Source organism: Streptomyces sp. NPDC059452, assembly GCF_042750035.1.
Classification (GTDB): domain Bacteria; phylum Actinomycetota; class Actinomycetes; order Streptomycetales; family Streptomycetaceae; genus Streptomyces.
On the sequence record NZ_JBHYVE010000034.1, the window covers coordinates 62,259 to 75,508 of the forward strand.

The 13,250-nt window shown below is 72.5% G+C and carries 8 protein-coding genes; 4 read left to right on the plus strand and 4 right to left on the minus strand.

Annotation, left to right across the window (positions count from 1 at the left end):
* Positions 1-35: 35 nt before the first annotated feature.
* Complete coding sequence (locus ACFW9Z_RS31630; RefSeq protein WP_384646141.1) at positions 36-4,769, plus strand: amino acid adenylation domain-containing protein; 4,734 nt, start codon at positions 36-38, stop codon at positions 4,767-4,769.
* Positions 4,766-5,635 carry an alpha/beta fold hydrolase gene (locus ACFW9Z_RS31635; protein WP_384646143.1) on the plus strand — a complete coding sequence of 290 codons (870 nt, stop codon included), beginning with the start codon at positions 4,766-4,768 and terminating at the stop codon, positions 5,633-5,635. Before ACFW9Z_RS31630 ends, ACFW9Z_RS31635 begins: the two co-directional genes overlap by 4 nt.
* A gap of 174 nt (positions 5,636-5,809) precedes the next feature.
* Here the strand turns inward: ACFW9Z_RS31635 and ACFW9Z_RS31640 are convergent, their stop codons facing one another.
* Positions 5,810-6,601: a BTAD domain-containing putative transcriptional regulator gene (locus ACFW9Z_RS31640; protein ID WP_384646146.1), complete on the minus strand. Its 792-nt coding sequence runs from the start codon at positions 6,599-6,601 to the stop codon at positions 5,810-5,812.
* A 340-nt stretch (positions 6,602-6,941) separates the two neighbouring features.
* Between ACFW9Z_RS31640 and ACFW9Z_RS31645 the strand changes: the two genes are divergently transcribed.
* Both ACFW9Z_RS31645 and ACFW9Z_RS31650 read left to right on the plus strand, forming a co-directional pair.
* Positions 6,942-8,225: a sensor histidine kinase gene (locus ACFW9Z_RS31645; protein WP_384646149.1), complete on the plus strand. Its 1,284-nt coding sequence runs from the start codon at positions 6,942-6,944 to the stop codon at positions 8,223-8,225.
* Positions 8,213-8,827, plus strand: a complete 615-nt coding sequence (locus tag ACFW9Z_RS31650; protein ID WP_384646152.1) for a DNA-binding response regulator — start codon at positions 8,213-8,215, stop codon at positions 8,825-8,827. Before ACFW9Z_RS31645 ends, ACFW9Z_RS31650 begins: the two co-directional genes overlap by 13 nt.
* A 122-nt stretch (positions 8,828-8,949) precedes the next feature.
* Here ACFW9Z_RS31650 and ACFW9Z_RS31655 read toward each other — a convergent pair whose 3' ends face one another.
* From ACFW9Z_RS31655 to hydA, 3 genes are all read right to left on the minus strand, one after another.
* The gene (locus ACFW9Z_RS31655; RefSeq protein WP_384646154.1) at positions 8,950-9,591 is read right to left on the minus strand and encodes a hypothetical protein; all 642 of its coding nucleotides are present in this window, start codon (positions 9,589-9,591) and stop codon (positions 8,950-8,952) included.
* A 211-nt stretch (positions 9,592-9,802) separates the two neighbouring features.
* Entirely contained in the window at positions 9,803-11,500 is a 1,698-nt protein-coding gene (locus ACFW9Z_RS31660; protein ID WP_384646156.1) for an MFS transporter, read from the minus strand.
* Positions 11,501-11,680: 180 nt separating this feature from the next.
* The gene (hydA, locus tag ACFW9Z_RS31665) at positions 11,681-13,081 is read right to left on the minus strand and encodes a dihydropyrimidinase (RefSeq protein ID WP_384646158.1); all 1,401 of its coding nucleotides are present in this window, start codon (positions 13,079-13,081) and stop codon (positions 11,681-11,683) included.
* Positions 13,082-13,250 lie beyond the last annotated feature (169 nt).

The following is a 13,250-nucleotide window of genomic DNA, read 5'->3' on the forward strand; positions in this document are numbered from 1 at the left end:
GACCCACCGCCCCAGCGAACGACGAGGAACCCGCGGTGTCCTTCACCGGCAGGCACGACATAGCCGAAATCCTTGCGCTCGGCCCACTCCAGCACGGGCTGTACTCACTCAACCGCCTCCACCACGACCACCCCCGCACCGCCGGGCCGGAAGCAGGGCCCGAGGCCGACGGCTACGCCATCGCCGTCCTGACCGACTTCCACGGCCCGCTGGACACCGAGCGGCTGCACCGCGCGCTGCGCACCGTGCTCACCCGCCACCCTCAGCTGATGGCCAGCTTCTGGGACAAGGACCTGCCCCACCCGGTACAGCTCGTGCCCGCGACCGTCGACGTGCCCTGGCGCGTCGTCCGGATGACGCCCGAGGAGTTCGACGCGCACGTCGAGGACGAGCGCGAGGCCCCGTTCGACCTCACCGCCGGACCGCCGCTGCGCGTGACCCTCGCCCGGCTCGGGTCGGGACACCACCGGCTGCTCTGCGTCTTCCACCACATCGTGATCGACGGGTGGTCGGTGCCCGTCTTCTGGAACGACCTCGCCACGGCCTACTCCGAGGACAGCCCCGAGCCGGTCACGCCCCATCCCGCCTACCGGGAGTACATCGGCTGGCTGCGCCGTCAGGACGGCGCGGCGTCGCTCGCCGAGTGGGCGCGGACCCTGAGCGGAGTCGGCGAGCCGACCGTCGTGGCCTCCCGCACCCGGGTGGACGGCGAGCCGCACCGGGCGGCCCTCACCATGCGCTCCATCCAGGGGCCGCCCCTGGAGACGCTGCTGTCCCGGGTGCGCGCGGCCAACCTCACCGTCAACACCGTCGCCCAGGCCGCCTGGGCCGTCCTGCTCAACCGGCTGACGGGGCGTGAGGACATCGTGTTCGGCGTCACGGTCTCCGGCCGGCCCGAGGAGGTACCGCAGATCGAGTCCGCCATCGGGCTGTTCATCAACACCATCCCCGCCCGTGTCACCCTCGACCCCGGCGAACCGCTGATCGAGCTGTGCCGGCGGATCCAGCGCGACGCCGCCCGGCAGCGGTCCCACGGCTACACCGGGCTCAGCGAGATCCAGCGCGCGAACGGCTGTGGCGACCTCTTCGACACCCTGATGATCTTCCACAACACGCCCAAGGGAGCTGCCCGGGACACTCTGCGGCTCGGCGGCGGGGTGAACATGTCGCCGGTCTCGATGGACAGTTACACACACTATCCGCTGACCGTCGTGCCGTTCCTGCTGGACGACCGGCTCTACGTCAACGTCGACCACATCGACGCCCTCCTCGGCGGGCTCGACCCGGGCCGGCTGGCCGAACGCTTCCTCCAGATCGTGCAGGACATCGCCGCCGACCCCTCCCGCACCCACCGGGATCTGGACATCCTCCTCCCGGGGGAACAGGCCGAACTGGCCCGTCTGGCCGACGGCCCCCGCCTCCCCGAGCCGGCCGGACCACCTGAAGAGGGCACGGACCACGGGGTGGACCGGGAGACGGACCACGGGGTGCACCGGGAGTTCGAGCGGGCCGCCGCCCGGCATCCCGACCGGGTCGCCGTCCGCGACCGCCGGTCCGAGGTCCGGTACCGCGAGCTCGACCGCTGGTCCAACGCCCTGGCCCGGCGGCTGCGCGCCCTCGGCGTCGGCCCGGAGACCCGGGTCGCGGTCGCCCTGCCGCGCACCCGGGACTACCTGGCCGCGCTCCTCGCCGTACTCAAGGCCGGTGGCACGCTCGTACCGCTCGACCTGGCCGCCCCCACCGACCGCAACATCACCATCGCGCGACTCTCCCGCGCCCGCCTGCTGATCGCCCTGCCCGGGCAGCAGGACTGGTGGACCGGCCCGCGCTGCGCCCCCGGCACCCCCGGTGACGCCGACGCTCCCGGAGCCGCCGCACCGCTCCCCGGCGGCACCCACCCGGACCAGGCCGTCCACGTCGTCTTCACCTCGGGATCCACCGGCGAGCCCAAGGGCGTGGTGGCCACCCACCGGGGGCTGGCCACGCTGCTGCACGCCCACCGGGCCGAGATCTACGGCCCGGTGACCGAGGAGACCTCGAAGCCGCTGCGGGTCGGGCACTCCTGGTCCTTCGCCTTCGACGCCGCCTGGCAGCCTCAGCTGGCCCTGCTCAGCGGACACACCCTGGAGCTCTTCGACGAGGAGGACCAGCACGACCCGGCGCGGCTGGTCCACGGCATCCGCGAGCGTGGAGTGGACATGCTGGACACCTCACCATCGATGCTCGCCCGGCTGTCCGAGGCCGGGCTGATCGAGGACGGCCACTGCCCGCTGCGCATCCTGGCGCTCGGCGGGGAGGAGATCTCCCGCGCCACCTGGGACACGCTCGCCGGACTGCGGGACACCCGCGTCCACAACTTCTACGGCCCCACCGAGATCACGGTCGAAGCCGTCAACGCCCGTGTGCGGGCGGGGGAGGAACCCGCCATCGGCAGGCCCGCCCCGGGCTCCCGCGCCCTGGTCCTGGGGCCCGATCTGCAGCCCGTACCCCTGGGCACCCGGGGCGAGCTGTATCTGGGCGGGTCCCAGGTTGCGCGCTGCTACGAGTCCCGCCCCGCGCTGACCGCCGAGCGGTTCGTCCCCGATCCGGAGACCGGGGAGCGGCTCTACCGCACCGGGGACGTGGTGCGGCGCGACGCGGCCGGGCGGCTGATCTTCCTGGGGCGCGCGGACGAGCAGGTGAAGATCCGCGGCTACCGGGTGGAACTCGCCGAGGTGGTGGCCGCGCTGGAGGCGAGCGACGATGTGGCCAAGGCCGTCGTCGTCCCGTTCGCGAGCGGACAGGGAAAGGCCCTGGCCGCGTACGTGGTCGCCTCCCGCACACTCGGGGAGACGGGCCGGTCCCTGGACCCGGTGGCTCTCCGCGACGAGCTGGCCGGGCGGGTGCCCGCCTACCTGATCCCCGCGCGCGTCACCGTGCTGGACCGCATTCCGCTGACCGTCAACGGCAAGACCGACCTGAGGGCGCTGCCCAGGCCCACCGGTGACCAGGCGGCCGACGGCACCGCCCGGCCGCCCCGTACCGCCACCGAACGGGCCGTCCACCGGGCGGCACGGGCCCTGCTGGAGGCTCCGGAGCTCGGCTGCGAGGAGGACCTCTTCCACCACGGCCTGGACAGCATCGCCACCATCTCCCTCGTCGGCGAGCTGCGCCGGGCAGGGCTGCCCTGCACTCCGCGCCAGGTGATGGTGCACCGCACCATCGCCCAGCTCGCCCGGGTGATCGACGCCACCCCGGCCCAGGCCGAGCCCCTTGAGGCGGCCACCGGGGACGAGGCCGTCCAGGAGGTGTCCACCCCGGTCCTGGACTGGCTGCACGGGCTGGGCGACCACCGCCGCTTCGCGCTCTCGCAGCTGATCGCCCTGCCACCGGGACTCGGCCTGGACCGGGCCGAGGCGCTGCTCGACGCGGTACGCCGCGCGCATCCGCAGCTGTCGGCCCGCGCGGTCACCGGGGCGGACGGGCGCTTGCGACTGGTGAACCGCGCGCCCGGAGCCGCGTCCGGGGCCGCGTCCGGGGCCGCGCCGGGCGGCGAGCCACCGGCGATGCTCACCGAGGAGGTCCACGAGGAACTGACGCCTCCCGCGGTGCTCGCCGCGGCCCGCCGCGCCTGGGACCGGCTGGACCCGGCGGGCGGCGCCATGCTGGCAGGCGTGCTGCTGCGGGAGAACCGCACGGGGCGGGACCTGCTGTTCCTCGCCGTCCACCACGCCGCGGCGGACCTCGTCTCCTGGCAGATCATCCTCGCGGACCTGGCTGCCGCCGCCGACGCCACCGACGACAGGGACGACGGCAGGGACGGCGGCGGCGAGCCCGTCGTGATCGACGTTCCGCCCGAGCACACCTCCATGGCGGCCTGGTCCCGAGGGCTGGCCCGCCGTGCCCAGGGCCCGGAGGCGGCCCGGCAGGAGCAGTACTGGCAGGGCGTCCGGAAGGCGGTGGCCGGGGCGCTCCGGCTCGCACCGGCCGCACCCTGGCCCCCCACCGGCACACGGGGTTCGCTGCGCTCCCACCGGGTCCGCGCGGAGGCGGACGCGACAGCGGTCCTGCTGCGCCACCTGGCCGCCGCTCCCGAGGCGGCGCTGCTCGCCGCCACGGCACTGGCGGAGGCGACCTGGCGGGCAGCCCGCTCCACCGGCACCGACGTCGGCACCAGCACCGGTCTGGCTCTGGTCCGGGAGGGGCACGGCCGCCGCGACGAGCTGATCGAGCCCTATCTCGCGGCGCGGGACGGCCGGACGGTGGACACCTCCCGCACCGTCGGCTGGTTCAACGTGCTCCACCCCCTGGTGATCGACCGCGCCGCGCGGCGCACCACCCTGGAGCACGCCGAGCGCGACCCGTCGCAGGCGCTGCGCCTGCTGTCCTCCGTACGCGAGGAGCTGGACGCCGTACCGCACGGCGGCTTCGACCACCCGCCGGTCCTGACGGCGGGCGAGGCCGGGCCGGACATCCTCTTCAGCTATCTGGGCCGTATCGACCGCGTGGCCCCGGACGGCGCGGGGAAGCGCCCATGGACCGCGGTCGCCGATGAGGCGCTGGTCCGGGAGTTCCCCGAGGACAGCGAACCCGAGCTCCGGCAGGCCTTCGCCCTGGAGCTCATCACAGCGGTGCATCCGGGCCCGGACGGGCCGGAGTTCGAGGCGGCCTGGCGCCACGACCCCGAGGTCGTGGCAACCGCCGACATCGAGGAGCTGGCCCGGTACTGGGTGCGGGCCCTGGCCGTTCTGGCCCGGGCCTCCCGGCAACAGGAAAGGAACGAGGAATGAGCGGAACCATCGACGCGGGCGGCATCACCCTTGCCTACGAGGAGACCGGCAGTGGTGAGCCGGTCGTCCTGGTCATGGGCGCGGGCTCCCCGGGGAGGGTGTGGCGCCCGTACCAGGTACCGGCGCTGGCCGCGGCCGGGTTCCGGGTGATCACCTTCGACAACCGGGGAGTGGGCGGCAGCTCGGAGTGCCCCGAGGGGTTCACCCTCGCCGATCTCACCGACGACCTCGCCGCCGTCATCGAGCAGGTCGCGGGCGGCAGCGCACACGTGGTCGGCACCTCCCTCGGCGCCCGGATGGCCCAGCGGCTGGCGATGACCCGGCCGGAGCTGGTCGACCGGCTCGCGCTGCTGGCGACCAGAGGGCGGTCCGACGCCGCTCTGACCACCTTCGCGCACGCCCAGATCGCGGTCCAGCAACAGGGCCTGGCCCTGCCCCCGGAGGTGTCGGTGGCACTGGGCGCGCTCGCCAACCTCTCCCCCGCGAGCCTGCGCGACGAGGTCGCCGCCGAGGACTGGCTCGCCATGCTGAGCATGGCGCCCCCGACACCGTCGGCAGGAGTGCGGCGGCAGTTCGAGGCCGCGCTGACCCATTTCCCCGACAGCGTCTCCGAACTGGGCTGGATCACCGCTCCCACCCTGGTACTCGCCTTCGCCGACGACCGGCTCTCCCCGCCGCACCTCGGCGTGGAAGTCGCCGGGGCCATCCCGCGGGCCCGCTGCGAAGTGCTCGCGGAAACGGGGCACTTCGGCTACCTGGAGCGCCCCGAGGAGGTGAACGAGCTGCTGGTGGACTTCCTCACCGACCGCTCCCCCGACCGGCCCCGGAGAGGACGCCGCGAGGCAGCGGAGGCCACCAGGCCGTGAGCCGCCCGGGCCCCGGAGCGGGGCGCAGTGGTCCGGCACGAGGTGGAAGTCGAGCCGGACGACTACGCCACGGGAGGGGTCCGGCCCGCAGTGACCTCCAAGCCCGGCGCCGGGCCGAGGGGAGGGTCCGGCCCGCAGTGACCTCCAAGCCCGGCGCCGGGCCGAGCGGAGGGCTCAGCCCGCCGTGACCTCCAGGTCGAGTGCCGGGTCGGCGGTGAGCACGGCCTGGTGCAGGCGCTGGAGGCGCGGCGAGGGCTCCAGGCCCAGTTCGTCGATGAGCGTGGTGCGCAGCCGCTGGTAGGACTCCAGGGCCCGCCAGGAACTGCCCGCGCGGTGCTGGGCGGTCATGAGGTGGGCGCAGAAGTTCTCGTGCAGGGGGTTCCTGGCCACCAGGACCCGGAGTTCGGGCACGGTCTCGCGGTGTCGGCCGAGGTGCAGATCCGCGTCGATACGCCGTTCCAGGGCGGCCATCCGGCTCTCCTCAAGACCCAGCACCTCCAGTTCGAGGACGCTGCCGGCGCGGACGTCGACCAGCGCCGGACCGTGCCACAACTCCGTTGCCCGTCCCAGCAGTTCGGAGGCGGAGCGGTAGTCGCCGGCCTGGTGCGCGGCACGCCCCGAGGCGGCGAGCCGTACGAACTCCTGGGCGTCGACCCGGCCGGACCGCACCTGGAGCCGGTAGCCGCCGTGCTGGGTGACGAGCACCTCCTTGGCCTGCCGGTGCGGGTCCCCCGCGAGGGCGGTGGCCAGCTTGCGCCGCAGCTGGAGGATGTACGTCTGGAGGGTGGTCATCGCACTGCGGGGAATCCTCTCCCCCCAGATCTCCTCCATCAGCGTGGGCACGGTGACGACCCGGTCCGCCCGGAGGGCCAGCAACGCGAGGATCTGACGGGGCTTGCCCGCCGTGGGGACCACGGAGACGCCGTGCTCCGTGGCGGTGAGCGGCCCCAGTACCTTGATCTCCATCGCCCGTTCTCTCCTCTGCGTCGGCACCCCGTCACACGAGCACCTGACGTGCGGCGCTCGGCGTCACACGAGCCTCGCATCCGCGACGCCCGTCGCCCCAGTGAGCGAATCATGAAGAGGAACATGAAAATGTCATGCCCGGTCGGTGAAGGCGGCACCGGGCCCCGGTGAGAGCGCGCCCCAGGAGTCCCGAAGTGCGGGACGTCGTAGGTGGATAGGTGGAGTTGAAGCCCGCATTCCCCTTCGTCCGGCATTCGGATGGTCACCGGCGTCCGTGGCTGGTGGCGCTCCTCGGCCATTAGCATGCTGTTCTCCCACAGAGACCGGGCCAGGAGACTCGATGCCGGACCGCACCCGTACCCCGCCCGCTCCCTCTGCCGGAGAGACGGGCCGTCAGGCCGACATCCCGGCCCCTCTGCTGGCCCGCTCCATCACGGTCGCCGCACTGGTCTGCTACGCCACGGTGACGATCCTGAACGTGCTGCGGTGGGGTGACGCGAGCACGCTGCGCCTCACGGTCTGCGTCGGACTGGTCCTGCTGGTCTTCGGCGTCCAGTTCGCCGTCACCGCACCCTCCGCCCGGTCCTGGGGGCTGCGGCGGCGGATCGGGGTGCTGGGTCTCCAGGTCGCGCTCACCTATCTGCCCCTGTTCTGGTACGGCGTCTCCTGGGGCAGCATGGAGGGCCCGCTGGCGGCCTCGGTGCTGCTCACCCTGAGGCCGGTCGTCGCCTGGCCGCTGTTCGGTGTGGTGGTGGCGAGCATCCCGGCCTACTCCCTGGCGCTCGGCCACCCCGTCACCCAAGCGGCCTACTACCTGATCGCCGGGATGCTCTGCGGCATCGTCATCTACGGGCTCAGCCGCCTGACCGACCTGGTCCACGAGGTCCACCGGACCCGGGAGGAGCTGGCCCGGATGGCGGTCGGCCGGGAGCGGCTGCGGTTCGCCCGCGATCTGCACGACCTGCTCGGCTACAGCCTCTCGGCCATCGCGCTCAAGGGCGAGCTGGTCCACCGGATCATCGAGGCGCGCCCCGAGCACGCCCGGGCCGAGACGGAGGAGCTGCTGATCGTGGCGCGCCAAGCGCTCGCCGACGTACGGCTGGTGTCCAGCGGATACCGGGACATGTCGCTGCGGGACGAGGCGACGGCGGCGGCGGCGATCCTGGCGGCGGCCGACATCCAGGCCGATGTGGCCATCGACTGCGGGCGGCTGCACCCGGTCGTCGACACGGTGCTCGCCACGGCTCTGCGCGAGGGCGTGACCAACATCCTGCGTCACAGCAAGGTACGGCGGTGCAGCATCTCGGCCACCGTGGACGAGGAAACGGTCCTGCTGAGCCTGGTCAACGACGGTGTCGGCAGGCCCGGGGCCAGGCCGTCCGACCGCACCACGCGCAGCAGCGGGCTGGACAACCTGCGGGAGCGTTTCACGGAGATCGGCGGTGGACTCACCGTCGGCCTGCGGGAGACGGGCCGCTTCCATCTGGAGGCGTACGCACCCATCCGGCCACGGACGGCCGAGGACTGTTCGTACGATGACCTTCCCGTCGGCCGCCGGGTTGCCGTCGGGGCCGAACCGTTCGAGAAGCGCGAAGAGTCCGGAGGGACGCATTGCCGTGCGTGAGAATACTCATCGCCGAAGACATGCACATGATCCGGGGAGCGCTCGTGGCGCTGCTCGAACTGGAGCCTGATTTCCAGGTCGTGGCGTCCCTGGACCGGGGTGACACCATCGTGCAGGCGGCGCTCGCCTCCCCGCCGGACGTGGCCATCATCGACATCGACCTGCCGGGCCTGGACGGCCTCACCGCGGCAGCCGACCTGCGCGACCAGTTGCCCAGCTGCCGCACGCTCATCCTCACCAGTCTCGGCCGCCCCGGAACGCTGCGCCGCGCACTGTCGGCCCAGGTCACGGGCTTCCTTCTGAAGGACGCACCGCCGCAGCAACTCGCCGCCGCCGTGCGGTCGGTGGCCGCCGGACGCCGGGTGATCGACCCTCAGCTCGCGCTCAGCGCCTGGGACTCGCCGCAGAACCCGCTCTCGCCCCGGGAACTGGAGGTCCTCCGGCTCGCGGCCCGGGGCGCCGACGCCGCGGAGATCGCCGGGTGCCTGTTCCTGTCGAAGGGGACCGTCCTCAACTACCTCACCGCCATCGTGGCCAAGCTCGGCGCGCGCAACCGGATCGACGCCATCCGGATATCGGAGGAGGCCGGCTGGATTCCCTGACCGTCCCCCGGGGCCCGTGCACGCCGGATTCCCCGACCGTTCCCCGGGGCCCGTACACGCTGGATTCCCCGACCGTCCCCCGGGGCCCGTGCGTTCCGAGCGGTCCGCCGCCGCCCCGGTGTTCACGTGCCCGGAGCCCGCACGACCCGCTCGTACGCGAGGTGGCGGCATCGCTCGTGACGGACATCGGCGAACGCGGCGAGCGCGGCGAGCATGCGGCGGCTCCTCGCGGAGCCGAGCGCCCGGTCGCAGTGCTCCTCGTCGCGCCACCACAGCACCCCCGTGTACAGGAAGGGCCGTACGGTCGAGCGGAGCAGGTCGCTGCCGCCGAAGCCGCGCTCCTCCTCGTAGGCCCGGGAGAGTTCCGCGTACCCCTTATCGAACCCCGCGTGGTCCTCGCGCACCTCGGCGGAGAGCAGGACGACCGTGCTGTCACCGACGGCGGCGTCCTCGCTGAGGGTGCGGCCGATGCTGAGCGCCTGGTCGGCCCCGGTGCGCACCAGGGGGCCCAGCTCGCGGACGTGCCGGGTGAAGGTGTCGTCGCGCACGGTGTCGAGCAGGCCGCTCAGCCGTTGCCAGTGGGCCAGGTGGACGTAGACGTGCGGCCGGTCCACGAGCCGGACCGTGACCAGGAAGTCGAATCCGGGCCTGCCGCGCAGGAACTGGCTGTGGGCGAAGAACCCGCGCTCGAACTCCGCCGGGTCGCCCCTGACCTCGAACCGGTTGATGACGGTCACCGGTCGGGTCGGGTCTCTGTCGGTCACGCGCGGTCCTCCGCGTAGTTCTCGGCGTGGCGCAGGGTGGTGGAGCTGTTCGTGCCGAACGCCTTGTGTTCGCCTGGGCCGTACCCCATGGGCGGTCCAGCAGCGTGGGGCCGCGGTGGCCGCGCACGGTGAGAGCCGTACCCCGGGGCCGGGTACGGCTCTCACCGCGAGGCGTGGGCGGAGGGGGAGCCTCCTGGGTGCCGGGAGGGCGTCACCGGCCCAGGGAGGCCCCGTCCGCCACCGGCTGTTCCTTCACCGGAGCGGCGGCCAGGGGACCCGTGGCGGCCACAGCGGCCGGTACGCCGTCGGCCGCCGCCCCCGGCTCCTCGGCGGCGGTGTCGCCGTCCGGTGCGCCGGAGCCCGCGGTGTCGCCGTCCGCCGCGGTCGGGCGAACGTGCTTGAGGAGCACCGCGACGAGGATCGCGGCGATCCCGATGAGCACGGCGCTGACGGTGGCGTTGACGTGCAGGCCGTGCGTGAACGCGGAGCGCGCCGCGTCCGTCAGCGCGTCGCCGGTGGCGCCCGGCAGCCGGTCGGCGACGGCGAGGGCCGCGCCGAGGGTGTCCCTCGCCATCTCCGCGCTCTGCGCGTCGATCCCGGCGGGCATCCGCTCGGCCAGATCGCTGCGGTAGACGCTGGTGCCGATGGAGCCGAGGACGGCGACGCCGAGCGCGGTGCCGAACTCCTGGTTCGTCTCGGACATGGCGGAGGCGACGCCCGCCCGCTCGGCCGGTACGGCGCCGAGGATCATGTCCGTGCCCATGATGGTCATCGGCCCGATACCGAGGGCGAAGATGACGTTGCCCGTCACCAGCAGGGCCAGCTGGCCGCCGTCGAGCTGGGTGTAGAGGGAGCAGCCGATCACGCCGACGACGAGACCCGCGGCCATGACGTAGGCCGGCCGGTACTTCTTGATCAGGGCCGGGGTGACCGCGCCGACGACCATCATGGCCGCCGTCTGCGGCAGGGTCCACAGACCCGCCTCGAACGGGGACATGCCGAGGATCAGCTGGAGGTACTGGGCCATGAACAGGAACATCCCGGCCATGGCGAACAGCACGAGGGTCATGGTCGCCAGCGAGGCGCTGAACTTCCGGTTGCTGAAGAGCTTGAGGTCCAGCAGGGGCGTCTCCAGCGAGCGCTGACGCAGGATGAACACGACGGCGAGGGCCGCGCCGACGGCGACGTGGATCAGCGGCTCGACGGCGATGCCGTCCTTGGCGAGCTCCTTCACGCCGTACACCAGCGTGATCATGGCACCGACGGAGAGCACCAGGCTCCACAGGTCGAGCCGGCCCGGGGCGGGGTCCTTGTACTCGGGCAGCAGCAGCGGGGCCGTCACCAGGAGCAGCACCATGGCGGGCACGGCCATGAGGAAGACCGAGCCCCACCAGAAGTTGGTGAGGAACGCCCCGCCGACCAGGGGGCCGATGGACATACCGACCATGAAGGCCGTCATCCATACGGCGATGGCGCTGGCCCGCTGCGCCGGATCGTGGAACATGTTCCGGATCAGGGCCAGCGTGGAGGGCATCAGGGTGGCGCCGGCGATACCGAGCAGGGCGCGCGCGGCGATGAGCATCTCGGCGGTGTTCGAGTACGCCGCCACCACGGAGGCGATACCGAAGGCGGTGGCGCCGATCAGCAGGAGCCGTCGGCGTCCGATGCGGTCACCGAGGCTGCCCATGGTGATGAGGAACCCGGCCACCAGGAAGGCGTAGATGTCGAGGATCCACAGCAGCTCGGAGCTGCTGGGGGCGAGATCGGCGCTGAGCTCCGGTACCGCCAGGTACAGGACGGTCATGTCCATCGAAATGAGCATGGCCGGAAGCGCCAGTACCGCCAGACCGATCCATTGCCGTCGCCCCGCCTTCGGCGGCGGGGCGGCGGAGGCGGCTGCTTCTGTCATCGGTGATCCCATCTGTCGCGTTGCCATCCCCTGGAGGCCGGGACCCGCACAGGGCCCCGGGAAGATCCATGAGACTCATCGGCACTTGAGCGCGACTAGAGCGGCCGGGCAACCGGAACAGGCCACTCCATGGGTGACGCCGGAACGTCAGGACAGCGCCGACGGCTGCATCGCAACAGCTCAGCCCGCGAACTGGCAGGTGCCGCGCGGCAGATAGACCCCGTGCCCCGCGTGCCCGGCATACGCGCGGTCCGCGATCACCGGGACACCGCGTGAGAGCACGGTCTCGACCTGGCCGGTGATCCGCTTGCCCTCGTACGCCGAGTAGTCGACGTTCATGTGGTGCGTCCCGGCGGAGAGGGTCTGCTCCGCGTGCGGGTCGTAGATGACGATGTCCGCGTCGGCTCCCGGGGCGATGGTGCCCTTCTTCGGGTAGAGGCCGAACATCCGGGCCGGGGAGGCGCAGGCGATCTCGATCCAGCGGCGGCGGGTGATGTGGCCGTCCACGACGGCCTGGTGCAGCAGGTCCATACGGTGCTCGACGCCCGGCATACCGTTGGGGATCTTGGAGAAGTCGCCCCGGCCCATCTCCTTCTGGCCGGAGAAGCAGAAGGGGCAGTGGTCGGTGGAGACGACCTGGAGCTCGTTGTTCCGCAGGCCCCGCCACAGGATCTCCTGGTGCTCCTTGGGGCGCAGCGGGGTGGAGCAGACGTATTTGGCGCCCTCGAAGTCGGGCTCGGCGAGGTTGTCCGTGGAGAGGAACAGGTACTGCGGACAGGTCTCACCGAAGACCGGCAGCCCCTTGTGGCGGGCGGCGGCGATCTCCGCCACGGCCTCGTCGGCGGAGACATGGACGACGTAGAGCGGCGAGCCGGCGACCCGGGCGAGCTGGATCGCGCGGTGGGTGGCCTCGGCCTCCAGGGCGACCTTGCGGACGTCTCCGTGGTAGCGGGGATCGGTGCGGCCCTCGGCGAGCGCCTGTTCGACCAGGACGTCGATGGCGATGCCGTTCTCCGCGTGCATCATGATCAGGCCACCGTTGCCGGAGGCCTGCTGCATGGCGCGCAGGATCTGGCCGTCGTCGGAGTAGAAGACGCCCGGATACGCCATGAACAGCTTGAACGAGGTGACGCCTTCGGCGACGAGCCGGTCCATCTCCTTGAGCGAGGACGGGTTCACGTCCGCGAGGATCATGTGGAAGCCGTAGTCGATGGCACAGTTGCCGTCGGCCTTGGCGTACCAGTCGTCGAGCCCTTGGCGCAGGGACTTCCCCACGCTCTGGATCGCGAAGTCCACGATGGTGGTGGTCCCGCCCCAGGCGGCGGCCCGGGTGCCGGTCTCGAAGGTGTCGGCGGCGTACGTGCCGCCGAACGGCATCTCCATATGGGTGTGCGCGTCGACGCCGCCCGGGATGACGTACTTGCCGGTGGCGTCGATGGTGCGGTCGGCGGTCCAGGACTCCGCGGCATCGGTGCCGTGGGCGGCGAGTGCGGCGATGCGCCCGCCCTCGACGAGGACGTCGGCGTGGAGCTCGTCGGACGCGGTGATGACCAGGCCACCGCGGATGACGGTGCGGCTCATGGGTACCTCCTTCTTACTGGGGCGGTACGGGTGCCCAGGGGCATGGCACGGACACCCGTACGCTGTTCGGTCGGCGGTCGGCGGTCGGCGGTCGGCGGTCGGCGGTCGGCGGTCGGCGGTCGGCGGTCGGCGGTCGGCGGTCGGCGGTCGGCGGTCGGCGGTCGGCGGT